The following is a 24,107-nucleotide window of genomic DNA, read 5'->3' as shown; positions in this document are numbered from 1 at the left end:
TGGGGTTATAAAACTAAAATATTAAAAACCATACCAGCAAATAACCGCTACACCACCTATTAGAAATAACTAACTGATTGATAGGGCAAAAACACTGCCCTATCAACAATAGCATCTAAATCGCTTTTTGCTTTCTACCCATCAATAACGATACGACCGTTGCAACAATAATATTTAACACAAATGCAGCGATACCGATATTCATAAATTCAAGCCCTTTGCCTAACCAAGGGAACAGTTGCGATAACGAAATGTGCTCAATATAAGTCACTGCAAGGAAAATGACCCCTGCGATAATACCAGCCATTGCCCCCGTCGCCGTCATAGGGTTATGTTTTCTAAAGCTCATCAATAACGCGGGAAAAAATTGTGCGACAATATTAACACCTAATAACATGATAGCCACTAATGTGTCGTTGCTGTGAAAAATAAAGTACAAACTCACTAACGCAACCAAAGGCACCATAAAACGCGCATAAATCCCTGATTGACGTTTCTCTTCACTCACATTTAATGCTTTTTGCACCACTCCCGCCAACATATTAGACGTCGTCAATAATAACATTGAACCAGGTACTAATGCCGTCAGCATACCCGCGGCACCAATAAGACCAACAATAAGCGGTGAAAATGTGGTTTTAGCGATCTCAAATAACGATAAATCCACCATTGAGCCATCAAGATGCGGTATTTGTAATATTGCAGCATAACCAACAAAGAACGCGAACAGCATAATCAAGCTGTATGCAGGAATGAGAATACTATTACGCTTTAATGACTTTTCATCTTTAGCTGTAAATACGGCGGCCATATAGTGCGGCCAGCAAAAATAAGCCACTACAGATAAAAAGATAGTTGAGATATACCACGGAATATTCAATCCCTGCTCAGAAAATGTCAGAAAGCCTGGGCTAGCCGTATCGATAGCACGGAACATATCGCCAAAACTACCGTAGTAATGCAAGGGAATATAAACACCGATAAAGACAACAACAATTAAGATCATCAAATCTTTTAATGCCGATGTCCATGCTGAACCATGAATACCTGAAATCATCACAAACAAGGTCACTGCAATGATGCCTATCCAAATCGCCATATCTGCGGGAATAGCACCATAAGAGGCTTGAGAAACAATAATACCAAGCCCTTTAAGCTGCAATACGAAAAGGGGCACCATCGCCACAATGGAAATTAGGCTAATCAATAGTGCTAAGCCTTGGCTTTGATATTTTGCCCCAAAGAAGTCAGAGATGGTTCTAATATCATTCTGCTTAGCAAATCGCCATACACGAGGATGCACCCAATATAGAAATATCCCCATAAAAGCGTTAACCGCCAATGTGTATAATATGGCAGGCCCTTTCCCATATGCCCAGCCACTCCCCCCTAAAAAAGTAAAGGTAGTATAAATTTCACCTGCACTGAGTAAAAAGACTAATAAAGCGCCATAACTACGTCCACCAACAGACCACCCTTCGTGATCCATGGTTTTACCTTTTTTCGACCTTAATGCAAGGTAGATACTCAATAGGAAAAACAGTGTAATGACAACTAAAGCGTAGCTCATTGTTTTTCCTTATTCTTTTTAGAGTCTAAAATATTAATTAGCAGCATAATTAAAGCGCTGATCACCACCCAAGCCACAATCCAAAACATTAAAAAAGGCAATCCCATAACAAAAGGCTCTACGCGATTGGCATAGTAAATACCCACAGTTAGAGCCAGTAGCGGGAAGAGCACCAAAAAGTGATACCATTTCATACATTAATTCCTTCTTACTTAACCACCAGAAACCAAATGACGTGGCAAATGGCTGAGCATCTCAACTCCCTCTTCAGTGACTAGCAGCATGTCTTCAATCATAATGCTGCCAATGCCGATACCGTAATAAGGTGTTTCTAGGCTCATCACCATTCCCGGCTGAAACACATCAGTCGTCGCTGCACTCACAAAAGGGGCTTCTTCTAACCCGACAAATACGCCATCTCCATGCCCTAAGTGACCACGGTTATAGTGTGGTAAGCCAGAACAGCGAATTAATGCCATGGTTTCATTGAACACATCACTTAAACGTACCCCGGGAGCGACACGGTTGAGCATGTATTCATGGCCTTTATGTATGGTTTGATAAATCTCTTTAACTTTATCGTTAGCATTGCCAACGACAAAGGTTCTTGCAATATCAGCCCCATATCCCGCAACATCAACACCACAATCGAATTTAATAAGATCCCCTTCTTTCGCAGGCACATTTTCCGGTAGCATTTTTGGGGAGAAATCACTGCCGACTGAAATTAAATTGAAACGACTGTAGTTAGTTTCTGGAAACTCCATCACTTTAGCTTTAAAAGCTGCGGTTAATTCAGCGGAAGTACAACCCACTTTGATTAATTCGCTAGCAGCTTGAATACCCGCTTCTGTAATTTGAGCACTTTTTCTTAAGTGAGCGATTTCCCATTCACTCTTGATAACGCGCAATTCATTGAAGAGCGGAGCGGAATCCACTAGATTTAATTCTGGGATCACCTTGTCTAGCCACACTTTCCCCATATGGCTGATTTGACCCAATTCAATGGCGACAGGTTTACCATATACATCGGCTTCGGCCAGCGCATCTTTTAATAGCGTAAAGATAGTCTCAATCGGGCTATGAATAGGCCTTTGCTTAACAACTTTGCCATTATCAGGGTGATAAGGATCATCCACATCAACCCATATTGGGAATGTACGCACTTGTGCATTAGGCATTTCCAATTGCAAATTTGCAGCCTCAAATTCATTCATAATCACCAGCGATTTCACTGATGGGTCACGAAAAATTACCGCGATCGCCGAGCCTGTTTGCCTAAAGGTATACATGAAGAAACTAGCAAAACCGGTTAAGTGATAAAAATTATCTCCCACGGTAGCTACGAGGGCTTCAATCCCCTCTCGCTCCATAATCGCACGGGCTTTATTCGTGACATTTTGTAGGTGTTGTTGTTTTAAAGAAGATACATCTTTATGAATTGTCATTATTTATTCTCTCGGATGGTGCAACATGGTGACCAAGAATTAATTAGCAGGAAGGCATAATTCAGTGGGCATATAAATATATCAAATAGCCCACTTATTAATTATAACTAATAGTTATAATATAGTATCAGTAACACTATAGAATAGAAGACAGTATGAATTAAAGGGCTAAAGCATAGCCCTTATCAATTTAAGTCGTTAAGTTACGAATTATTTGCACACGAAATAGCTTTCTCAAACTCATTATTCCGTGTTAACCATAAAGAGAGCGCTTTTAAGGAGTCAGGGGTAAATTCATCACAACGAGCACTAATTTCGGCTGGCGTTAACCAATTCACCTCAACCACCTCAGACTCTTGCAATGCAAAAGGGCCATGGCTCACACAACTAAACAGACCGCCCCATATACGGCAGTTTTCGCCTTCATAATAAAATAAGCCATGTTCAGCAAACGGCACGCCTGCAATGCCTAATTCTTCTTCTGCTTCACGCTTAGCAGAATCTAAAATATTTTCACCTTGAGTCACCACTCCGCCAGCAGTCGCATCTAAGTAGCCCGGATAGAAATCTTTACTATCCGTTCGCCTTTGTACCAGTATTTTGCCCATTCCATCATGGACAACAATGTAAGTAGCACGATGGCGCAAGTTCTCTGCTCGCATCTGGCTACGTGTGGCCTGAGCGATAACCTCATTGTTCTCATCAACAATGTCAACCCATTCAACCACTTCGGTTTGTTCTTCCATCCTTAAAACCTTTTTTTAACCTGTTAACACAGTTTTTATGCCATAGAACTATTGCCGAAATCGGTCAAGCAAACAGTCTGTAACAAGGTATGCTTTTCACGTTCCCCTTGCAAGTGATAGCACACAAATTTGAGTATTGATTTCATGTTGCAGGAGCTTTAATAATAGGCTATTTACAGGAACAACAAGCGAATTTTTAGGAAATGCAATGCAGTCTCAGCAAATTTTCTGAGTAGCTGCTATAGTTAGCTCAGATAAGCTTTACACTGATTAGTCCAATTTTTCACAGGAGGCGATTATGCGGATACTTATTACCGGTGGTACCGGTTTAATTGGTACACCTCTCGTACAACGGCTTGTTGCTCGCTCTGATAAGGTAACAGTACTAAGCCGTTCCCCGCAGAAAGTCTACAGCCGCTTTTGTAAGGCTATCGAATGTTGGACTTCACTACAGGATAAGCAAGATCTCAATGATTTTGATGCTGTGATTAACCTTGCTGGGGAGCCTATCGCTGAAAAGCGCTGGAGTGATGAACAAAAAAAATTGTTGTGTGATAGCCGATGGAAAATCACTCAACGCTTAACTGAATTAATCGCTGCAAGTAAAACACCACCGCATACTTTTTTATCTGGCTCTGCGGTTGGTTATTATGGCGATCAAGGCCAAGCCGTTGTCACAGAATCAGAGCAGCCACACGATGAATTTACTCATCAACTCTGCCAACATTGGGAAGCCCTTGCTCAAAATGCGCAATCACCATCGACCCGCGTTTGTTTATTACGTACAGGCATTGTGATGTCATTAAACGGAGGCGCGCTCGCAAAAGTCCTTCCTATCTTTAAAATGGGGGCTGGTGGCCCAATTGGTCATGGCAAACAATTTATGCCATGGATACATATTAACGATATGGTCAATGCTATCTGTTTTTTGCTCGATAACCCAACTTTATCAGGCCCCTTTAATATGACAGCGCCTTATCCTGTCCATAATGACCAATTTGCCGCTATTTTAGGCGAGGTCATTAACCGCCCCGCTTTTGTTCGAACTCCCGCCTTTATGATTAAGGCCATTTTGGGTGAAGCAGCGACGTTAGTGCTTGGTGGGCAGCAAGCTATCCCAAAACGCTTGGAAGAGGCGGGTTTTCAATTTGAATATATTGAGTTAAAAATCGCCTTAGAAGATTTATTTAAAACGCGTGATAGTTCAACGAGCTAGTTTGAGCAGGCTACTGACCATTCAATGCGTCATGGTCAGTAGATTAACTAAACGGCGACAATTTATAACTGGTAATCGAATAAAACTACTTCCCTCCCTGCCAGCGGGTAAATAAATCTTGGTCTAATTCAATATCAAATTGATCGAGGATTCGGTTCACTGTTTGGTCAACAATATCTTGAATGGATTTAGGCTGATGATAAAAGGCTGGCATTGGCGGCATAATGACCGCTCCCATTTCAGCCGCTTGCACCAGTAACTTTAAATGCCCTAAATGCAGCGGTGTTTCACGTACCCCTAGAACGAGTTTTTTACCTTCTTTCAAGACCACATCGGCAGCACGAGTGACTAATGTATCGGTATAGCTGTGTACAATGCCAGAAAGTGTTTTCATGGTGCATGGCATAATCACCATACCCGTTGTACGAAAGGAGCCGGAAGAAATAGCCGCGGCGATATCGCGGCTATCATAATGATGATCAGCTAATTGCTGAACCTCTTTGACACTATAATGTGTTTCTAATGATAAGGTTTGACGGGCCGCTGCGCTCATCACTAAATGGGTTTCCACATTCTTAACAGGTTTTAGCACCTCTAATAACCTAACGCCATAGATTGCGCCACTTGCTCCTGTTAACCCAATGATTAGCTTCTTCATTCTGCTCCCCGCACGATTCGATATCACCAACAACCATAGTAGCAATTATCGCAATGAAAAGCCCTTAAATCTATCAACCACAATCCCAGTTATAGACCACTTTGCTGAAATCTTTATTTTTTAAATCTTCAGGATGAATAAAAAAGTTACCGACGCCAATATCGCCCCATAAAATGCCAGTTTCATAATCACTGTCGATTTGCAGTAACAATACATAGTCCTGAATTTCTTTACGATACTCTCTAGGGTCGGTTTGAGTAAAGAAAGGATAGCCGCCAATACGATGACCGTTCGACACAAAGTGTTCATTGTAAGGTTCTAGCCATTCATCGTAAAAATCCTCGCCTTCAAACTGATCTTCGTAATCATACAGATCATCAACATCTAAAATTTTGCGGCCAAACTGAAAGTCGTTCGAGCTGATATATTGTGTCGCGGGTGTGAATTCGAGACTAAACTGCCCTTCTATTGGTGAGTAATACTCATCTTCATAAGCGGCTTCAATGGCGGAGAAGTCTTGTTGGAGTTTTGCGTTATCTTCAATAACACTATCCCAATAGATGACGCGAAAACCGTTTTGGGTTTGTAGATCATCAAAATCCGCACCATACAAATCATCACCGCCGATAAAAAACTGCAATAATCCAGTTGTTGGATAGTTTTCAAGTGGCGGCATTTGTGCGAAATTAATTTGTGCCAATAGTTTTAAAGGAATGCCATCACTATCGACAGGAAAATCTGAGCCTAAAGGCAAATAAGGTATGCCACCAATACGACTTTCCCACAAAATCGGCTGTTCAACAGGCGTGAGTTGCATCTCTATGGTTGGTTTAGCTGTAGCCGTGATTTTATCAACAAAAGGCTTTAAGTTATCGGGTAAGGCTGTTAGGTCAATCATGAGAACTCCAGATGCGTGAGGATATTCACAACAAGATACTCAATTAAAAACAGCAATATATCAGATATAACTGGAAATTTTTATTTTAATAACGTGCTTTTAATTCCTAACTTAAATATTGATTTCACAACGATTAATTACCTATTTTATCTCAAATAAGAGCCTAATATCTTTATTGTCTTTTGGTATCTGGTAATCAAATAAAAATCTCTTATGGTGATTAAATAAGAGCAAGAAACCGATTTCAGGTTAGCAACTGTTTTCATCACTGACTAATTTAAAGATTAAAATATATGCAGTTTTTTTGAATGTTTTTATTGAAAAGTATTTGTAGAATCAATCGCGGTGAATAAAAAAATGCCAGCAATCATCTCGCTGGCATTCTTAATATGTATAAAGAAATGATTAACCTTCGTTATAAATTTCTAGGTTCTCAATTTCATTTTGATCTTTAATTTTTAATTCATCGTCTTTACGGAGATTTTCTAAATAATCTAAGTAAGTTTGGTCAATATCTTTTGTGACATAGATACCATCAAATACAGAGCACTCGAACTCATTAATTTCTGGATTCTCTTCACGAACGGCATCAACCAAGTCATTCAGATCTTGGAAAATTAATCCATCTGCCCCAATCAGTTTACGAATTTCATCGACTTCACGCCCATGGGCGATCAATTCATTCGCGTTCGGCATATCGATGCCATACACATTTGGGAAACGCACTTCTGGTGCAGCGGAAGCAAAATAGACGTTTTTCGCGCCAGCTTCACGAGCAAGTTCGACAATCTGCTCTGAGGTCGTGCCACGCACGATAGAGTCATCCACTAACAATACGTTTTTATCACGAAACTCTGCACGATTTGCATTGAGCTTACGACGCACCGACTTACGACGCTCCTGCTGGCCTGGCATGATAAAGGTGCGCCCCACATAGCGATTTTTGACAAATCCTTGGCGATATGGTTTATCTAATATGTGGGCAATTTCTAGGGCGATATCGCAAGAGGTTTCTGGAATTGGAATAACCACATCAATTTGCAGATCTTCCCATTCACGGGCAATTTTAGCACCTAATTTCTGCCCCATACGTAGTCTCGCATTGTAAACCGAGATCTTATCAATAAAAGAGTCTGGACGAGCAAAATAGACGTATTCAAATAAACAAGGCGTTAATTGTGGGTTTTCTGCACATTGGCGAGTATACAACTGCCCCTGCTCTGTCACATAAACCGCTTCACCGGGTGCGACATCACGTAAGAATTCAAAGCCTAACGTATCCAACGCAACACTTTCTGAAGCGACCATGTACTCTTGTGCGCCGTTTTCTAATATGCGGCGCCCCAAGACCAATGGCCGGATACCATAAGGGTCACGAAACGCCAACATACCGTGCCCAATAATCAATGCAACACATGCGTATGCGCCACGCAACCTTTTATGCATTGCCGCAACCGCCGTAAACACATTGTCTGGCTCTAACGGAAAGTGGTCAAAACGGTCTAATTCATAAGCCAAGATGTTCAACAAAATCTCAGAGTCGGAGGTTGTGTTGACATGGCGGCGGGCGGTTTCAAATAAACGGCGCGTTAATTCATGCGCATTTGTCAGATTACCATTATGAGCAAGGGTGATACCAAAAGGTGAATTCACATAGAAGGGCTGCGCTTCTGATGCACTCGAACTACCTGCGGTTGGGTAACGGACATGACCGATCCCTATATTACCTTGTAGTCGGAGCATGTGCCGCGTTTCAAAGACATCTTTGACGAGGCCATTCGCTTTACGTAAGCGAATATTATTTTTGCCATCAATGGTAGCAATCCCTGCTGCATCTTGCCCACGGTGCTGAAGCACCGTCAAAGCATCATAAATTGATTGGTTAACCGGCGTAACACCGGCGATACCGACAATACCGCACATTTAGTCTTTCCTCATCAGCCAGACGGAGAAATATTCTCCGGTAGGAAACTTGACGCATTTTGCAGGTAGTCAAAGAACCACCTGATTATATGACTGAACTGCGGAATAAGTTCCGAACGTTGCCAATCCTCACTTTGAGGTAGGGGCGTAAAAGTATCGAGAAAAAAGAGTAATGCCGATACAATCAATACCCCACGCAACGCTCCGAAGCAGATCCCCAGAACACGATCTGTACCCGATAAGCCAGTCTTTTGAACCAGAGAACTAATGACATAGTTCACAACAGCACCGACAATTAATGTCGCGATAAATAATGCTGCAATGGCGATACCATTTCGTACCAGTATATCCTCAAAGCGCGTAAAGTATTCCGCCAAGTAAGGATAAAATGTACTAGCAACAAAAAAAGCACAACCCCATGTGATTAGTGACAACGCCTCTCGAACAAACCCACGGATCAGGCTTACCAATGCCGAGAAGCCAATGATGGCAATAATTGCGTAATCTAACCAGACCATATCTTATTCCAAAATTCGCACCCACGGCAGTGGCTGGAGTGCATTCTAACAGAAAACGAAAACGTTTGCGTAACCAATTTACATACAATTTAAAAAAACCAGCGGCGAAAAGAAAAATTCATCTTCGCCGCTGTAATTGATTAAAAGCTCAGGCTTTTTGTGATATTCCTATTTTAATATCATGGCTTAAAAGCCCTAATCTCTCCCTGTAGCCCCGTGATTGAACGTAGCTCAGGTAGTGCGCCTTCTAACAATTGCCTTGAAGCTTCTGGTCCGACAAAAATTCGCGTCAGTTGCCCATTGACTGGCCGTGAAGGTACGGTATAAACCTGATACCCTGACAACCTCAATTTTGCGACAATTTCCTCAACTTTTGCTGCATTTTTCAACGCCCCAAGCTGTACCACAAAAGCTTTACCTTGTGGGGCCTGTACTTCTGGCTTAGGCTCAGGTTTTGGCTTCGGCTCTACTTTAACCTCAGGTTTTGGCGTTGGTTTAGGTTCAGGCTTTGGCTCCACCTGTTTAGGTGCCTCAGCAGGGATATTCGGCACCTCTTGAGGTTGAGAGGCAGAATTTGCAGCGGCTTGTTGCTCACGCTGTCGCTGTTGCTCCTCCTGCTTCTGCTCGGAAATCGCTTCTGACAGCATAGCCTCAGAAGCTTGGCCTGACGCCGGATTTTGTGCCAGCGGTGCAATAGCTTCGATATCCTGTTCATCACCAGGTTTAGGAATAATAGGAATGGCCGCAAATTCATTTTCATTATATTTCTTATCGCCATCAAGTAGCGCAGGCAATACAATGACCCCCGCCGCGATTAAAACAATGGCACCGACAAGACGATTCTGAAATTTACTCGCCACCGATTTTATCCTTTTGAATTTTCTAACAACATCATTACGTGAGCGACCGTATGGAATGAGCCACAAACAACAATGATGTCGTTATCTGTTGCATCAAGGCACGCTTTTTGCCACGCGTCATCGACTGAATCAAATACTTGTGGTGAATCAAGATATTGACTCAACTGCGAGGCAGGCGCCCCACGAAACTCAGTAAGAGGAGCCACATACCAATCCGTCACTTGCTCTGATAAACAGGTGAGTGTACCTTGAATATCTTTATCTCCAAGCATTCCCACCACGGCTCTGACACGACGCCCTTCCACAGCAGGCAGTTGTGCTAAGCGGTTTATCAAATATCCAGCAGCGTGCGGGTTATGCGCGACATCCAAAATCATTAATGGCTTTTCACCAATAATTTGGAAGCGCCCCGGTAACTGAGCCGATCGCAAGCCGTCATGAATTGCCTGATCAGTGATTTTAGTCGCAAGTTGGCTATCAATCTCTTTAAGGCAACATATCACCCCCAATGCGGTCGCTGCATTTGCTAACGGCACATTAGGTAGTGGTAAATTCAGCCATTGGCATTGACGACTCTGCCATGCCCAACAATCTTGCTGTTGTTCAAATGACCAATCTTTATCCCGACGAAACAGCAACGCACCGATATTTTCGGCATGTTGACCAATTGACTGAGGCATATCAGGTTCACCGACAACCGCATAGCGACCACCGCGGAATATACCCGCTTTCTCAAAACCGATATGTTCCCTATCTGACCCTAACCAATCGGTATGGTCGAGTGCAATACTGGTCACCGCCGCGACATCTGCATCGACGATATTCGTCGCATCCAAGCGACCACCTAAACCCACTTCAAGGATCACGACATCCAATGAGGCTTGCTTAAATAACGTTAATGCCGCCAGCGTGCCATATTCAAAATAGGTTAAAGAGATATCGCCTCGCTCTTGTTCAATCTCTGCAAAGGCACGGCAAAAGTCGGACTCGGCCAATTCCGAACCTTGGATACGAACACGTTCCGTATAACGAACAAGGTGTGGTGAGCTGTAAACACCTACTTTCAGACCGGCAGCCATCAAAATAGATTCAATCGTATGGCAGGTTGTACCTTTACCATTAGTACCACCGACGGTAATGACGCGAGGTGCGGGTTGTGTTAAACCCATTTTGCGGGCGACTAAGCCAACTCGCTCTAGCCCCATATCAATATTTTGGCTGTGCAAGTTTGTCTGATAAGAGAGCCAAGCCTCCAGCGGAGACTCGGCATTAGGGATTGTAAACTGATTATTCATCATCTTTTTTATGCTTAGCAGAGTCCTTTACTTGCTCAGGAGCATCGATGACAGCATCGTCACTGGCGATATCGATTTTCACATCCTCTTCTTCGACGACTAATGTATCTTCAGTGGTATTAAAACTTGGCTTGTTAGTCAACATTGCCAATACATCTGCCAAGGTATCACGCATTTCAGGGCGACGAACAATCATATCAATCGCCCCTTTTTCCAGTAAGAACTCACTACGCTGGAAGCCTTGAGGTAGCTTTTCACGCACAGTTTGCTCAATAACGCGAGGACCTGCAAAACCGATCAGCGCTTTTGGTTCAGCCACGTTGATATCACCTAGCATCGCCAAACTTGCAGAAACCCCCCCCATGGTTGGGTCAGTTAACACAGAAATGTAAGGTAACCCACGCTCTTGCATTTTGGCCAATGCCGCGCTGGTTTTTGCCATTTGCATCAGTGATAACAGCGCTTCTTGCATACGCGCACCGCCACTAGCAGAGAAACAAACCAATGGGCAGTTATCTTCTAAAGCTTGTTCAACCGCACGCACAAAACGTGCACCTACCACGGAAGCCATAGAGCCTCCCATGAAAGAGAACTCAAAAGCCGCCACGACAACTGGCATCCCTTTTAACGTTCCTTTCATTACGACGATAGCATCTTTTTCACCGGTCTCTTTTTGAGCCGCTGAGAGTCTATCTTTATATTTTTTGGAATCACGGAACTTCAGCGCATCTTTTGGCTCAAGCTCACTGCCTAATTCTGTTGTCGAGTTTTCATCGAGGAAAGCTTCAAGACGCTGGCGTGCATGAATACGCATGTGATGATCACATTTAGGGCATACTTGTAAGTTACGCTCTAATTCAGCCCCATAGAGGACTTGCCCACAGCTATCACATTTTGTCCAAACACCCTCTGGGATGTTGACTTTGTTTGATTGGGTCAAGTTACCTTTTTTTAATATTTTTTCAATCCAGCTCATTAATGGACCTTTTCGTCTGATTGATCTCTGACTTTCCTTAGCGAATTCAAGCAACAAAAATAATTGCCACATCAACTCACTCAGGTAAAACGCCAGTATGTAATTTTGTGCCATTAAACCACAATGGTACACCACTGTGGATAAAAACTTTTAAATCCGTTATGGATTATCACTTTTTTCAACCGCAACACGTTTTTCTTTCGCGGCGGCACGACGATGACGAATCACTTCGATCACCCCCGGAAGAATTGAAATAAAGATAATTGCCACTATCAATAATTTCAAATTCTGTTGTATAACGGGTAGATCACCAAACAGATAACCTGCATAAGTGAATGACAGTACCCATAATAACGCCCCTGTCACATTATAAAAGGCGAAATGACGATAAGACATTTTGCCCATTCCCGCAACAAATGGCGCAAATGTTCTAACAATCGGCACAAAACGAGCCAAAATAATTGCTTTACCACCATGCTTCTCATAGAAAGCATGGGTTTTTTCCAGATAAACACGACGGAATATTTTTGAATCCGGGTTTTTAAACAGTTTATCGCCGAAAATACGCCCGATCGCATAATTAACAGCATCACCAAGAATAGCGGCTGTAATCATCAATGCGACCATTAAATGTACGTTTAAATCATTGCTATCTAACGCGGAAATAGCCCCAGCGACAAACAGCAGCGAATCTCCCGGCAAAAATGGGGTAACGACCAGCCCAGTTTCGCAAAACAAGATCAGAAATAAAATACCGTACACCCATACACCATACTCAGCAACTAACTCTGCTAGATGGACATCGATATGCAAAATAAAGTCGATAATAAAACTGATAAACTCCATACAAACCTCATTATCAATAGCATCCATGCTATACTCATGATACCTTCAATGACGGCACTGTTGACTCTGGACACCCACACAAGTCACCTAGCTGCTTCTGAAATTATTTAGAGTATATAAAATTAGATTCACATCAGTTCGTCCGCTAAGAACAACGGCCCCATCACATTCGACGGTAAAGCGAATTTTTCAGGATAATCAACGGATACTAAATACAAGCCATCAGCTTTGGCAGTTGCCGCAGCTTTCGTTCTGTCTTTTAGTTCGAGCAATTGTGCCATCCAATTAATATCCTGATTACCGCAGCCAATTTCTAGCAAACTTCCCACTATATTTCTGACCATATGGTGAACAAAAGCATTGGCTTTAATATCCACCACGACATAATTACCGTGACGTGTGACTTGCACATGCATCACATTACGCCAAGGTGTCCGCGACTGACACTGGACTGCTCTGAATGAGGTAAAATCATTTTCCCCCAACAGAGCTTGCGCCGCTTCATGCATCTTTTTTTCATCTAGTGGATAGTGAAAATGTGTCACTCCACTGGACAAAATCGCTGGCCGATAACGGTGATTAAAGATGACATAACGGTAACGGCGTGCTGTTGCACTAAACCTCGCATGAAACTCTTCATCGACAGGTTTACACCAACGTACCGCAATATCCTCTGGCAAATGGGTATTGACTCCCATTGTCCATGCGGCTTCTTTGCGGATCACAGGGGTATCAAAATGCACCACCTGCCCCGTTGCGTGAACCCCTGCATCCGTGCGACCTGCACAAAATACATTAATCGGATGATTCGCCACTTTTGACAAAGCGTCTTCAAGACAGCCTTGCACACTTTTCACTTCCTGTTGGCGCTGCCATCCATAATAACGACTCCCATTGTATTCGATGCCTAACGCAACGCGAGACAACTTTGTTGACTCTGACATCAGTAAAACAACTCCTGAGCCAGTTTTTCAGCCGTTTCCACTGCCATTAAAGCGCCACCGAAACGCACATTATCGGCCACCGACCAAAATTGCAAAATTTCAGGGATACCATAATCATTACGAATACAGCCAATACTTAAGCGATCATTACCCGATGCTTCAGTGACCTGAGTTGGATAATCACCTTCTTCTGAGACCTGAATATCATCAAAACGTTCCAGTTCATCTCGAGCTTCTTCTACTCCAACAGGACGAAATGTTTCGAGATACACCACTTGAGCATTGCCATAAAACACAGGCGATTGAATAAAACTCACCGCAACAGGTAGTCCATCGTCTTGTAAAACTTTTCTGACTTGTTCAACTAAACGGCGTTCTTGCTGTACACTGCCTTCCATATCTGCCAGCATAGGCAACATATTAAACGCCAATTGTTTACTAAAACGCCCTTCTTCCGCAGGAATACCGTTTAATAAGCGAGCACTCTGCCCCGCTAACTCATCAACAGCCGCTTTGCCATAGGAGGAAACAGACAACATGTTTGTTAAGGTGATACGGCCGATACCCGCCGCTTCAATCAATGGCTTCGTCGCACTAAGTAACTGACTTACATAACTATCCGCTAGTGCAATAATATTGCGGTTACGGTAATCAGCAAGCACATGAGGGTTCACGCTGGGAACAACTAAAGGTACGTCAGGTTCAAGCGCAAATACACCACTCGTATCAATCACGATGCACCCTTCTTGGGCGGCACGCTCTGCATAATATAAACTGGCTTCTTCCCCAGCGGCGAAAAACGCGATTTGAGCTTGTGACCAATCAAAATCGGTAGCGTCTTGAACTTGATAACTTTTATTATTAAAACGCAGGCTTTCTCCAGCGCTTCGTTCACTCGCCAATAGATGCAATTCGCCAACAGGGAACTCGCGTTCTTGTAATAATGCTAAAATAGCTTCACCGACAGCCCCGGTGGCTCCCAATAACGCAATATTCCAACCTTCAGTCATTGCTGTTTCTCCAAAAATATAACCATTAAATGAAATCATCTACGCGTCTTAATAAAAGGTTGATGTTACATTCACCAACCTTTATCGAGACACGCTGTGATCACTTAATTAAATGTGCATTAAAACCCAGTGCAGCAAGTTGAGATACCGTTTGCTCATCATCACAGTGCACTTCAAGAGAGGACCACTCACGGCGTTCTTGGTAGTGTTTACGTAATTTGTCAAATTCACCAGGGATTGCCGCTACTTCACGTAGTGCGGCATCATCGCGACGCACATCATACACCAGATGAACTAACCTTTTGAGTTGACTTTGCGTTAATTTACCGAGAAAAGTGATGGCGCTGATCTCCGGTTTCGGTAATAACGATGATAGCGCGATACGGTCCGGTTGACCTAAAAATTGGCAGTACGCTTCATAAACTTGAGTCGTACCGCGCGCTTTCCCTTCTAAGGTATAACCTGCGATATGCGATGTGCCAATATCTACCCATTCTAATAATTCCGTGTCTAAATTAGGCTCTGGCTCCCAAACATCTAACACAACGCTCATGTTTTTGCCTTGCTTTAACAAAGACAATAGTGCTTGATTATCAACAACCTCACCACGGCTCGCATTAATTAAAATCGTACCATCACGTAAGTTAGATAAGCGTTCAGCATCCATTAAATGATAGGTTTTATCTGCGCCATCCATATTCAATGGGGTATGGAACGTTAGGATATCCGCATCAGCTAACAAGGTTTCCAGCGGTAAAAACGCCCCTTGTTCCCCCTTTGCTTTACGAGGCGGGTCACATAAAAGCGTTTTCACTCCCCAAGCGGATAATCGGTTAGCGAGGCGTCCACCCACATTCCCGACACCAACAATACCGACCGTTTTATCACGCAAATCGAAATGGTCACGTTCAGCAAGCATCAATAAGGCCGAAAAAACATACTCAACCACCGCAATGGCATTACACCCCGGAGCCGAAGAAAAGGCGATATTGGCTTCCTTCAACCATGCCGTATCTACATGATCAAAACCTGCCGTGGCAGTACCAACAAATTTGACAGGCGTTTCACTTAATAGTGCTCGGTTAACTTTTGTTATCGAACGTACCATTAACGCATCTGCATCCAGAAGTTCAACTTCAGGTACTGGACGCCCAGGTACGGCTTTAACCTCACCCAGTTTGCTAAACAACTGCTGAGCATACGGCATATTTTCATCAACCAAAATTTTCACTTTATTCGCCCCAATCATGTCATTGTATGCTCAATGATCAACATACAAACTACTGTATGGTTGTTTCATTTTATGAGTGCTTATTTTGCCACGTTCCACGCACATTGCCTATGTGCGATTACTGTGATTTCACTATTCTTTCGCACGGAAACGGTCGGGTGTTACCCCTGAGATCTGTTGGAACATCGCAATAAATGCAGACGCTGAGCTATAGCCAACATCCAGTGCGACTTCATGTACGCTTTTCCCTCGTTCCAGTGCAGAAACGGCGTGCAAATAGCGTAAACGCTGACGCCATTCGCTAAACGACATTCCCAGCTCTTGCTGGCAACGACGCGACAATGTACGCTCTGAGGTGTAACTCCGTTTCGCCCAATCCGCAAGTGTGGTGTTATCGGAAGGGTCTTTTTGCAAAGACGCTAGGATTGGCGATAAAAATTTATCTTTGGTGATAGGCAGATACGTTTTTTGGCAAGGTGACACTGCAAATTGGTCAATCAGTACACTGGCTAATCGTATGTCCTCCTCCGTTTGTGGCTCGACGACCCCCCTTTGATAAAGATCGGCCATAATTGTTTGAAAGATAGGACTGAGCTTAATCACACCAGCACGGGATGATAATTTATCGCTAAAACGTTGCGCGAAATCGATAATACGAAATTTCACACTCTGCTTATTAAAGCTTGCATGCTGTGTATTTGCGGGGATCCAAACACAAAATTCCGGTGGTGCAAGGTAGTGTTTGCCTTCGACTTCCATTTCCATAATGCCACACACCACATATAACAATTGACCAAATGGATGGGAATGCGATTTGTACTCGCTTTGAGTATCAATTTGTTCATGGCGCAATGCAATGAATACAGGTTCGATAATATTGCATTCATTAATCAGCCATGTTGGTGATTTTTGATCTTGTTGCATAAATGTTGTCTGAAAACCGTTATCGAATGTCTGGATATCAGTATATATAAAAAATCTGACAACGGTATACTAACGCCACTCATTAGGGAGAAACTTTTAATGAAAAATTTATTATTTCCGCTAATAGCGGTTTTACTTTGGTCAATGAATGCGATAGTGAATAAAGCCGCGGCAACCGCTATCGATCCCGCCGCAATATCCTTTTACCGTTGGGCATTAGCTCTGCTTGTCATGACTCCATTTGTGCTACGCTCTGTCTTGCGTCACTGGTCGATAGTCAGAAAACATTGGTGGCAACTCGCCATTTTAGGGGCGCTGGGTATGATGCTTTACCAAAGCTTAGCCTATTATGCCGCTCATTCTGTCAGTGCAACCTTTATGGGAATTATGAACTCCTTAATCCCATTATTAACTGTTGTCATCAGTATTTTTGTCCTGCGAGTGATCCCAACCGTTGGTATTTTTATCGGTACTCTGTTATCGCTGGCGGGTTTAACTTGGTTAGTCAGCCAAGGTAACCCTGCAACGCTCTTTTCCCAAGGATTAGGCACCGGTGAACTGTTGATGTTGATTGCCTCTGCCGCTTATGCCTTATATGGCGTCTTAACTAAGCGTTGGGCTATTCAATTATCAAGTTGGGATTCACTGTATGTACAAGTTTTCTTTGGCGTTATTTTATTAATTCCCAATTTCTTATTGGCAGATGACGTGTCGCTTAACCGTCACAACATTGGTCTTGTGGCCTTCGCGGGTATTGCAGCCTCTATCCTCGCACCTGCATTGTGGATCCAAGGGGTTATGCGCCTAGGCGCCAATACGACCTCGATTTTTATGAATTTAGCGCCAGTATTTACAGCAATCATCGCTATCTTTGCGCTCGGTGAAGAGCTGCAAAGCTACCATTTAATTGGTGGTGGCGTGGTATTATTAGGTGTTATGTTAGCACAGCAATTACGTACCCCTCTGACTCATCTTTTTAAGAGCAAGAAAAAAATTGAGCAGAAAAAAGATTGCTTAAACGACTCCTAGCAGTAAAATTAAGCTTCAAGCAATGCAATGTCGTAATCCATATGCCCCACACTTGTGGGGCTATGTTTTTTATTATGACCTATTAATTAGAATAGTTTGAACTAAATATAAATAAGCAAAACATTCCGTTTTGGACAAGTTATTCGCTAAGCAATTAATATTATCAGGAAAAGGAAATTTTTTATTCCACTGCCGTTAGATATCGTGCAAATCACGGCATGCTGGCTAAAACAACCTGACGCAATTTTTGCTTCAGGTTTTCCTGAAAAAGATCAGTTTATTCTTTAATACCCCAAGCGTTAACAACTGTAAACTAGCATTGGTAATATATAAGTAATCGCGTTTAAAATAAAAGTACAACTTGATTTATGATGAATATGAAAAAGGATAACCATGCTCCCTAATATTAAGCCACTGATAACACCGACTGTGCTTTTAACTGCATTGATAAGCCTAAGTTTTATTCCATCAATAAGTCAGATATCACCACTATCACCTAGTTATGCATTTTCTCAATCCGATGCCCCCCAAAAGGATTTAATATCACTGACCGAAAGTGCCAATAATGACTTATCATCAACGGTTAATCTCCCTACTATTTTTTCAATGATTGTTGACGATCATTATGCAAAAAAAGCTTATTTACTGTATCAAATCTATAATGGTGACAAATATGGAAAAAGTTTAAAACCCGATCAATTGCAGGCTCAAAAATACCTTCAGCTAGCTGCCGAACTTGGGCATCAAGATGCATTAATCGAAATGATTGACCAATCAACCAACCTTTATAATGCACCAGGGAAGTATCTTGATAGTCAAGCCAAAAAATATATCAATATGCTGCTAGAAAAATATCCGAATTCTCCAAAAACACTGATCACTGTAGGAAACCTCTATGCAGACTATAGAAAGCATTTTTATAATCCTGAAAAATCATTTGAACTAATTCAAAAAGCTAGTGAAATCTCACCATCAGCAGAAATCAACTATGATCTCGCAAAAAAGTACGCTCTAGCGCTAGGTACAGAGCAAAATTTAAAAAAGGCGATCAGTCTTTTACAAGAAAATATTACGAATGATAAATTAGTACAAGATAGTCAATATGCATTAGCACGACTCTATTTTCAATTTGATGTATCCGATGAAATTGGAAAAGATTTCGTTATGGATATACTCAGAGAAAGTGTTGAAAGAAATAAGTCCGCCTTGTTTCCAGATTATAGCTTAGCGCATTACTATGCAGACTACCTTTTAGAACAAGATCCGATTAATAATAGAGAATATGCTTTTTCCTTATACAATAGAGCAAGTCATTATTTTACTGATGCGAATATACATCATGCATTAGCGCTAATAAAATATGAAAAACACGAAAAAGAACAAGCCGCCTACCTTATTTTATCAACTTTAAAAGCGGATCAAAAATATCATTATCTCACCACAATAGAGCGTCAAAACGCTTATAACTTGCTCTTTAAACACTTTCTTGACTATCCTGGAACAATTCAATTTCTTGTTGAACAGTCACTTAATAATGAGCAAGTAAAATCAGCTATTCAACCTCTATTAAAGCAAAACCCTGACGCAAAGTTTAAATATGCCATAGCGAATGTTAACCGTATGAGCATCAAGAATACAATTGATGACAAGGCGTTAGCATTACATTATCAAGACATAATTACAGCCGCAGAACTGGGTTCCATTGATGCAATGCTGTTTATTATTCATGGTAAAGTCGATGATGACCGTCTACCCGGAACTCTTTTTGATGATAATAGATTTGACCAACTCACGGGGATAACGAATGATGATCGTTGGATGTGGCACAATAAATGCGCTGACCAAGGAAGTAACCGCTGTTTAGCCGAACTTGGTTATCGCTACCAATATGGTAAATTTGGCGTCGAAAAAGACTATTCAAAAGCACTTAAATATTATAAGCGCATTCATATTACACCGGATAATTATGAATTTCTTAATTATGAATCCGATATGAAGCTTATTGAAAAAGAACAACAAAAATTCAATGAGCTACTCAATCAATACAACAATAATGATGCCGAAGCCGCCCACAGGCTAGCCGATGTCTATCGATTTGGTAAATATGGGCAAAAAGAAGACAATGTTAAGTGGCTTAAATATCTAGATCAAGCAGCAAACTTAGGTAGTGCTAAAGCATTACATGAATTATGGTCCTATTATGAGGATGAAGGTCAGCTCGAAAAAAACAGAGCTAAAATCATGAGCTATTATAGCAAGCAGATCGCCTCTGGGAATCAATCTGCTGCTCTCACCTTAGGCTTAAATTATTTATATGGGTTACACCTTGTTAATGCGAACCGAACGAAAGCGCGTGAATTATTGAAGAAATCAGGTAAAGATGGTGAGCGCTATCTCGCTGAAATGGATAAGTTTGATGAGAAATATACATTAAAAGATAAAGATGCCACCACTAATTATCAACTAGGCGTTGCACACACATATGGTCGGGGCGCCAGCATTGATCATTTAAAAGCGAGGCAATTTTTTAAAACCGCAGGAGAACAAGGCCATCAAGAATCTGCTTACACATATATTAGGTCATTGCAAAATGGTATTTATGATTATAAAAAAAATCGCTGGATCGCAGAACCTAATTGGTATGAAGCTATTTCGTGGCTAAAACAATACCCTCTCGCATGTTGTCAGGAAGATGAACTGCTTCGCTATAATACACTAGTATTACCGGCTTTAAATAATGATATTAATGCGACATTAAAACTTTCTCATTGGTATATTGAGCAACAACAACATACTGCTGCGGCCTATTGGTATAACAAATTACTTGATAAAAAAGATTTAAATATCATTATTCCTGCGCTTGATAAAATCATTACGAATGATGGCAAAAAGCGTGAATTGTACTCAGCGGGAACCTTGAAAAATGACTTATATTCTAAAGTACACTTTGCGTCTTTAGCTGTAAATAATAAAAAAGTCGCTGCAAACCCTGAACTCTACCAGTCTATGATTCAATTTCTACATGAGGGATTAGGCTCAAGCGATCCTATCATTTCAGATCTTGCATTTAACTCTTTACTTACTGCCTATAGAGATGGAACCGAACAGTATAGTTATATATTCCGTCGCCCGATAAATGAGAAAGCGTATGTAGAATTATTGGAGTCACAGTCTAAAAATCGTGATGATGTTCTCATGTTATTGTCAGAATATTACACAACCCAAAATCCCCAAAAGGCTCTAGATTATGCTCAAAAGGCTTATGAAAAAGGTGATATCAGAGCAGCTAAATATCTATATAATTTTTATTATGCTCACCTTGATGTCAATCATGAAAATCTTAAGCGTACTACTCAATATCTCAAAAAATATCTCAATATGAGGGAAAGTGCTGATGAGAAGATTATCAATGAGCTTACTCTTCCTACTGAACATATAATCGGCATTGCTGATATCTATTTCGAAGGCTTTTACGATATGCCGCGAGATCTAGATAAGGCAATTGAGATGTATCAATATTTATTAAAATATGAACCTGAAATTGCTTTAGAAAAACTTTATGAGTCACATATCCTAAACGGAAATACCAATGAAGCTTATTACTATGCATTAATTCTCAATAAAGATACGGATAATGTCACCATGTTTAATACGCTAACAGATGTACAACGTGAAGCGATCAAAACACGTGTACAAGATTATTTTGATAACAAAAATACGAATAAATAAGTTAATTACAGCAATGAGGGTGCTAATGTTGATTATATTAATACCCTCATCTGACTTATCACTGGCTAGTTTGAAACACCACCTTTGCCAACAAACCACCGAGTTCTCTTCCCTTCAATAATTGCAGGTCGGTACCATGATAAATTGCAATATCTTTCACTAACGCAAGCCCGAGACCTGATCCTTCCATAGCTAATGCATTATTTAAGCGTGTAAATGCTTCCATTGAGCGACTGATTTTTTTATCGGGGATACCGGGTCCTGAATCTTCAACTTCTAATATGGTATGCTGTTTGTTTTCACTTAATAATATCCGTACCGTTACAATACCGTTATCAGGGGTATATTTAATGGCATTATCGATTAAGTTCGCACACATTTCTGCCAATAAAATAGGCTCACCTTTAATCCATGATTGCTCTTGTCCTTCATAACCAAGGTCAATTCCTTTACTTTCGGCTTGCCCCAATCGTGTAAAACAAGCCTGTTGGACTAACTCCACTAAATTAATCGCGCGATAGTGACGAATAGCCTCTTTCTCATGCGCTTTTAAACGCGCGAGTTGCAATAACCTATCAGTTAAGACAATCGTACTGTCGAGGGTTTTATTAATCGCATGCAGACTTTGCTGCCGCTGAACTTCATTTGTACTATTCAGGGCAACCGACACTTGGGTTTTAAGTACCGTTAAAGGTGTTTTCAATTGATGAGAAGCGTCGGCACTAAAGCGCTCTTGGCGTTTAACCATCCGTTTTAGCCTTTCAATATAGCGATTCAGGGCGTCCACGAGTGCCGATAATTCAGACCATGGCAGAATATCAGGAATAGGTGTGAGATCATTAGCAGAGCGCCCCATCATTAACTGAGATAACTTTTTCAACGGCGTTAATAGCTTACTCAGTAATAAATAGGCCAGCACTAATGTCAGGAACACGACTGTACCTTGGCTCATTAATGAGGATATTAATAGTTGACGAGCAAACTCATGCCGCGAAGAGACTGTTTCAGCAACGCGAATTTGCACCATTCCCATCATGCCACCTTCATTTATCGGTTGATAAAACGTGGCCACACGGATAGGCAAACCTTTATATTCGGCATCATAAAAATAGACCAGCGCCGTATAGTACTGAGAGCGCATCCAATTTGGGGGAATTTCAGGTAGGTCATCATAGCCAGAAATCGTTTCACCATTAGGCGCAATCACTTGGTAAAACAATCGGTCATTAATATTTCGTTCGAAACTGTCTAAAACGACATAAGGAACATCAACAATCAAATGACCGTTTTCAACCTTTAGCCGCTCGGCAACAGTACGAGCCGAAGCCAATAATGTCCGATCATAAGCCTGATTTGCCGCGTTTTTGGCACTGTAATAGTGAGTATAAACGGAGAATCCCCCCAACATAATGAGGGGGATACCGAAAAAGAGCAGTAACTGATGAAAGAGAGAGCGTGGATGAGAGACTAATTTCATACACTACACTGCTCTAATCGGTATCCTAATCCGCGAAGCGTATTGATATTGACATCGGTTCCTGTGAGTTTTTTCCTTACTCGATGCACATACAATTCAATACTCTGTAAGTTAGCTTCATCGGACAATGAAAAAACCTGTTCGAATAATTGTGTCTTTGAGACAGGCCGCCCACGACGATGAAATAATGTATTAAGTACTGCGAATTCTCTTGGTGTTAAGGCCAGCGGCTCTTTATCCACTAAGAAATAGCCTTCTTCATGGTAGCAAAGTGAACCAAAACGTTGTGGCTCATTCACCTGCCCTTGGCTCCGCCGTAATAATGCTCTGATCCGAGCTTCTAATTCCGCTAAATCAAACGGTTTAGTGAGATAATCATCTGCCCCTGCATTTAACCCTTTGACCCTATCTGAGACATCTGAGTTTGCCGTTAACAACAACACGGGGATCTCTTGACCCCGTTTTCTCATTTGGGCAAGTACTTCTAACCCGCTGAGCCTTGGCAACGACACATCTAATACCACTAATGAGTAGCTTTCTGTTTGTAATAATTGATCAGCAATCGCGCCATCACTCGCAATATCGACAGCAAAGCCGGTCGAACTAAGCGCTTTTTGTAACCATAACGACAACTCGTCATGATCCTCAACCAATAATATTCTCATTTGTATGCTCTCAATTCATTCAATACTGAGTATACGTTCGCATTAACCCCTGAGAAATAAAATACTTAAGCACAATATTTTCAAGGTGGCTCACAAGAATATTACATGAATACAAATTAACATTAAATTAACAAGTTAAAACTA

At 41.6% G+C, this 24,107-nt stretch carries 21 protein-coding genes; 3 read left to right on the top strand and 18 right to left on the bottom strand.

Features of this window, described 5'->3' with window-relative positions; all coding sequences use genetic code 11:
• Positions 1 to 115 precede the first annotated feature (115 nt).
• From PSE69_RS05815 to yfcD, 4 genes are all read right to left on the bottom strand, one after another.
• Positions 116 to 1,570, bottom strand: coding sequence for a sodium:solute symporter family protein (locus tag PSE69_RS05815; protein WP_014656274.1), 1,455 nt, complete (start codon positions 1,568 to 1,570; stop codon positions 116 to 118).
• Positions 1,567 to 1,764 carry a DUF3311 domain-containing protein gene (locus PSE69_RS05810; protein WP_060561124.1) on the bottom strand — a complete coding sequence of 66 codons (198 nt, stop codon included), beginning with the start codon at positions 1,762 to 1,764 and terminating at the stop codon, positions 1,567 to 1,569. The genes PSE69_RS05815 and PSE69_RS05810 overlap by 4 nt, the downstream gene beginning before the upstream one ends.
• Positions 1,765 to 1,782: 18 nt before the next feature.
• A complete protein-coding gene (locus PSE69_RS05805; protein ID WP_004921161.1) occupies positions 1,783 to 3,018 on the bottom strand; it encodes a M24 family metallopeptidase in 1,236 nt (411 codons plus the stop codon).
• A 203-nt stretch (positions 3,019 to 3,221) separates the two neighbouring features.
• Positions 3,222 to 3,764 carry an NUDIX hydrolase YfcD gene (yfcD, locus tag PSE69_RS05800; RefSeq protein ID WP_004921163.1) on the bottom strand — a complete coding sequence of 181 codons (543 nt, stop codon included), beginning with the start codon at positions 3,762 to 3,764 and terminating at the stop codon, positions 3,222 to 3,224.
• Positions 3,765 to 4,062: 298 nt separating this feature from the next.
• Between yfcD and PSE69_RS05795 the strand changes: the two genes are divergently transcribed.
• On the top strand, positions 4,063 to 4,980 hold the full coding sequence (locus PSE69_RS05795) for a TIGR01777 family oxidoreductase (RefSeq protein ID WP_004921167.1): 918 nt from the start codon (positions 4,063 to 4,065) through the stop codon (positions 4,978 to 4,980).
• A gap of 85 nt (positions 4,981 to 5,065) precedes the next feature.
• Here the strand turns inward: PSE69_RS05795 and PSE69_RS05790 are convergent, their stop codons facing one another.
• The 12 genes from PSE69_RS05790 to PSE69_RS05735 form a co-directional block, all read right to left on the bottom strand.
• Positions 5,066 to 5,638: a UbiX family flavin prenyltransferase gene (locus PSE69_RS05790; protein ID WP_004921169.1), complete on the bottom strand. Its 573-nt coding sequence runs from the start codon at positions 5,636 to 5,638 to the stop codon at positions 5,066 to 5,068.
• Positions 5,639 to 5,711: 73 nt separating this feature from the next.
• Positions 5,712 to 6,536, bottom strand: a complete 825-nt coding sequence (locus PSE69_RS05785; protein WP_121874605.1) for a YwqG family protein — start codon at positions 6,534 to 6,536, stop codon at positions 5,712 to 5,714.
• 405 nt (positions 6,537 to 6,941) lie between these two features.
• Positions 6,942 to 8,459 carry an amidophosphoribosyltransferase gene (gene purF / locus PSE69_RS05780; RefSeq protein WP_121874604.1) on the bottom strand — a complete coding sequence of 506 codons (1,518 nt, stop codon included), beginning with the start codon at positions 8,457 to 8,459 and terminating at the stop codon, positions 6,942 to 6,944.
• A gap of 14 nt (positions 8,460 to 8,473) precedes the next feature.
• Complete coding sequence (gene cvpA, locus PSE69_RS05775) at positions 8,474 to 8,977, bottom strand: colicin V production protein (RefSeq protein ID WP_004921179.1); 504 nt, start codon at positions 8,975 to 8,977, stop codon at positions 8,474 to 8,476.
• A gap of 179 nt (positions 8,978 to 9,156) precedes the next feature.
• Positions 9,157 to 9,837, bottom strand: coding sequence for a cell division protein DedD (gene dedD / locus PSE69_RS05770; protein WP_004921181.1), 681 nt, complete (start codon positions 9,835 to 9,837; stop codon positions 9,157 to 9,159).
• Between the two features lie 5 nt (positions 9,838 to 9,842).
• Complete coding sequence (gene folC, locus PSE69_RS05765; protein WP_183124486.1) at positions 9,843 to 11,132, bottom strand: bifunctional tetrahydrofolate synthase/dihydrofolate synthase; 1,290 nt, start codon at positions 11,130 to 11,132, stop codon at positions 9,843 to 9,845.
• Complete coding sequence (gene accD / locus PSE69_RS05760; protein ID WP_036943936.1) at positions 11,125 to 12,108, bottom strand: acetyl-CoA carboxylase, carboxyltransferase subunit beta; 984 nt, start codon at positions 12,106 to 12,108, stop codon at positions 11,125 to 11,127. Before accD ends, folC begins: the two co-directional genes overlap by 8 nt.
• A 159-nt stretch (positions 12,109 to 12,267) precedes the next feature.
• Complete coding sequence (locus PSE69_RS05755) at positions 12,268 to 12,954, bottom strand: DedA family protein (protein WP_036943938.1); 687 nt, start codon at positions 12,952 to 12,954, stop codon at positions 12,268 to 12,270.
• A 128-nt stretch (positions 12,955 to 13,082) separates the two neighbouring features.
• Positions 13,083 to 13,898: a tRNA pseudouridine(38-40) synthase TruA gene (truA, locus tag PSE69_RS05750; protein WP_121874603.1), complete on the bottom strand. Its 816-nt coding sequence runs from the start codon at positions 13,896 to 13,898 to the stop codon at positions 13,083 to 13,085.
• Positions 13,898 to 14,908: an aspartate-semialdehyde dehydrogenase gene (locus PSE69_RS05745; RefSeq protein WP_121874607.1), complete on the bottom strand. Its 1,011-nt coding sequence runs from the start codon at positions 14,906 to 14,908 to the stop codon at positions 13,898 to 13,900. Before PSE69_RS05745 ends, truA begins: the two co-directional genes overlap by 1 nt.
• A 100-nt stretch (positions 14,909 to 15,008) precedes the next feature.
• Complete coding sequence (gene pdxB / locus PSE69_RS05740) at positions 15,009 to 16,139, bottom strand: 4-phosphoerythronate dehydrogenase PdxB (protein ID WP_121874606.1); 1,131 nt, start codon at positions 16,137 to 16,139, stop codon at positions 15,009 to 15,011.
• A 132-nt stretch (positions 16,140 to 16,271) separates the two neighbouring features.
• Complete coding sequence (locus tag PSE69_RS05735) at positions 16,272 to 17,063, bottom strand: AraC family transcriptional regulator (protein ID WP_076914126.1); 792 nt, start codon at positions 17,061 to 17,063, stop codon at positions 16,272 to 16,274.
• Between the two features lie 99 nt (positions 17,064 to 17,162).
• On the opposite strand from PSE69_RS05735, the gene PSE69_RS05730 reads away from it, so the two are divergent.
• Together PSE69_RS05730 and PSE69_RS05725 are read left to right on the top strand one after the other, a co-directional pair.
• The gene (locus PSE69_RS05730) at positions 17,163 to 18,092 is read left to right on the top strand and encodes a DMT family transporter (protein WP_014656279.1); all 930 of its coding nucleotides are present in this window, start codon (positions 17,163 to 17,165) and stop codon (positions 18,090 to 18,092) included.
• Positions 18,093 to 18,485: 393 nt separating this feature from the next.
• Complete coding sequence (locus tag PSE69_RS05725; RefSeq protein ID WP_163885679.1) at positions 18,486 to 21,821, top strand: SEL1-like repeat protein; 3,336 nt, start codon at positions 18,486 to 18,488, stop codon at positions 21,819 to 21,821.
• A gap of 58 nt (positions 21,822 to 21,879) precedes the next feature.
• Here the strand turns inward: PSE69_RS05725 and PSE69_RS05720 are convergent, their stop codons facing one another.
• Both PSE69_RS05720 and tctD read right to left on the bottom strand, forming a co-directional pair.
• Complete coding sequence (locus tag PSE69_RS05720; protein WP_004921200.1) at positions 21,880 to 23,298, bottom strand: sensor histidine kinase; 1,419 nt, start codon at positions 23,296 to 23,298, stop codon at positions 21,880 to 21,882.
• On the bottom strand, positions 23,295 to 23,963 hold the full coding sequence (gene tctD, locus PSE69_RS05715; RefSeq protein WP_004921202.1) for a transcriptional regulator TctD: 669 nt from the start codon (positions 23,961 to 23,963) through the stop codon (positions 23,295 to 23,297). Before tctD ends, PSE69_RS05720 begins: the two co-directional genes overlap by 4 nt.
• Between the last annotated feature and the right edge of the window lie 144 nt (positions 23,964 to 24,107).

The sequence above is a fragment of the Providencia sp. PROV122 genome, from assembly GCF_028482365.1.
GTDB classification, from domain to species: domain Bacteria; phylum Pseudomonadota; class Gammaproteobacteria; order Enterobacterales; family Enterobacteriaceae; genus Providencia; species Providencia stuartii.
This window is presented reverse-complemented; position numbering and strand designations above follow the sequence as displayed.

Coding starts and splice junctions, on each gene's coding strand:
- folC (WP_183124486.1), bottom strand. CDS start 11,132: ATGAATAATCAGTTTACAATCCCTAATGCCGAGTCTCCGCTGGAGGCT.
- yfcD (WP_004921163.1), bottom strand. CDS start 3,764: ATGGAAGAACAAACCGAAGTGGTTGAATGGGTTGACATTGTTGATGAG.
- truA (WP_121874603.1), bottom strand. CDS start 13,898: ATGTCAGAGTCAACAAAGTTGTCTCGCGTTGCGTTAGGCATCGAATAC.
- purF (WP_121874604.1), bottom strand. CDS start 8,459: ATGTGCGGTATTGTCGGTATCGCCGGTGTTACGCCGGTTAACCAATCA.
- cvpA (WP_004921179.1), bottom strand. CDS start 8,977: ATGGTCTGGTTAGATTACGCAATTATTGCCATCATTGGCTTCTCGGCA.
- PSE69_RS05805 (WP_004921161.1), bottom strand. CDS start 3,018: ATGACAATTCATAAAGATGTATCTTCTTTAAAACAACAACACCTACAA.
- accD (WP_036943936.1), bottom strand. CDS start 12,108: ATGAGCTGGATTGAAAAAATATTAAAAAAAGGTAACTTGACCCAATCA.
- PSE69_RS05815 (WP_014656274.1), bottom strand. CDS start 1,570: ATGAGCTACGCTTTAGTTGTCATTACACTGTTTTTCCTATTGAGTATC.
- PSE69_RS05730 (WP_014656279.1), top strand. CDS start 17,163: ATGAAAAATTTATTATTTCCGCTAATAGCGGTTTTACTTTGGTCAATG.
- PSE69_RS05755 (WP_036943938.1), bottom strand. CDS start 12,954: ATGGAGTTTATCAGTTTTATTATCGACTTTATTTTGCATATCGATGTC.
- PSE69_RS05725 (WP_163885679.1), top strand. CDS start 18,486: ATGCTCCCTAATATTAAGCCACTGATAACACCGACTGTGCTTTTAACT.
- PSE69_RS05745 (WP_121874607.1), bottom strand. CDS start 14,908: ATGACTGAAGGTTGGAATATTGCGTTATTGGGAGCCACCGGGGCTGTC.
- PSE69_RS05795 (WP_004921167.1), top strand. CDS start 4,063: ATGCGGATACTTATTACCGGTGGTACCGGTTTAATTGGTACACCTCTC.
- PSE69_RS05790 (WP_004921169.1), bottom strand. CDS start 5,638: ATGAAGAAGCTAATCATTGGGTTAACAGGAGCAAGTGGCGCAATCTAT.
- PSE69_RS05735 (WP_076914126.1), bottom strand. CDS start 17,063: ATGCAACAAGATCAAAAATCACCAACATGGCTGATTAATGAATGCAAT.
- PSE69_RS05720 (WP_004921200.1), bottom strand. CDS start 23,298: ATGAAATTAGTCTCTCATCCACGCTCTCTCTTTCATCAGTTACTGCTC.
- PSE69_RS05810 (WP_060561124.1), bottom strand. CDS start 1,764: ATGAAATGGTATCACTTTTTGGTGCTCTTCCCGCTACTGGCTCTAACT.
- tctD (WP_004921202.1), bottom strand. CDS start 23,963: ATGAGAATATTATTGGTTGAGGATCATGACGAGTTGTCGTTATGGTTA.
- PSE69_RS05785 (WP_121874605.1), bottom strand. CDS start 6,536: ATGATTGACCTAACAGCCTTACCCGATAACTTAAAGCCTTTTGTTGAT.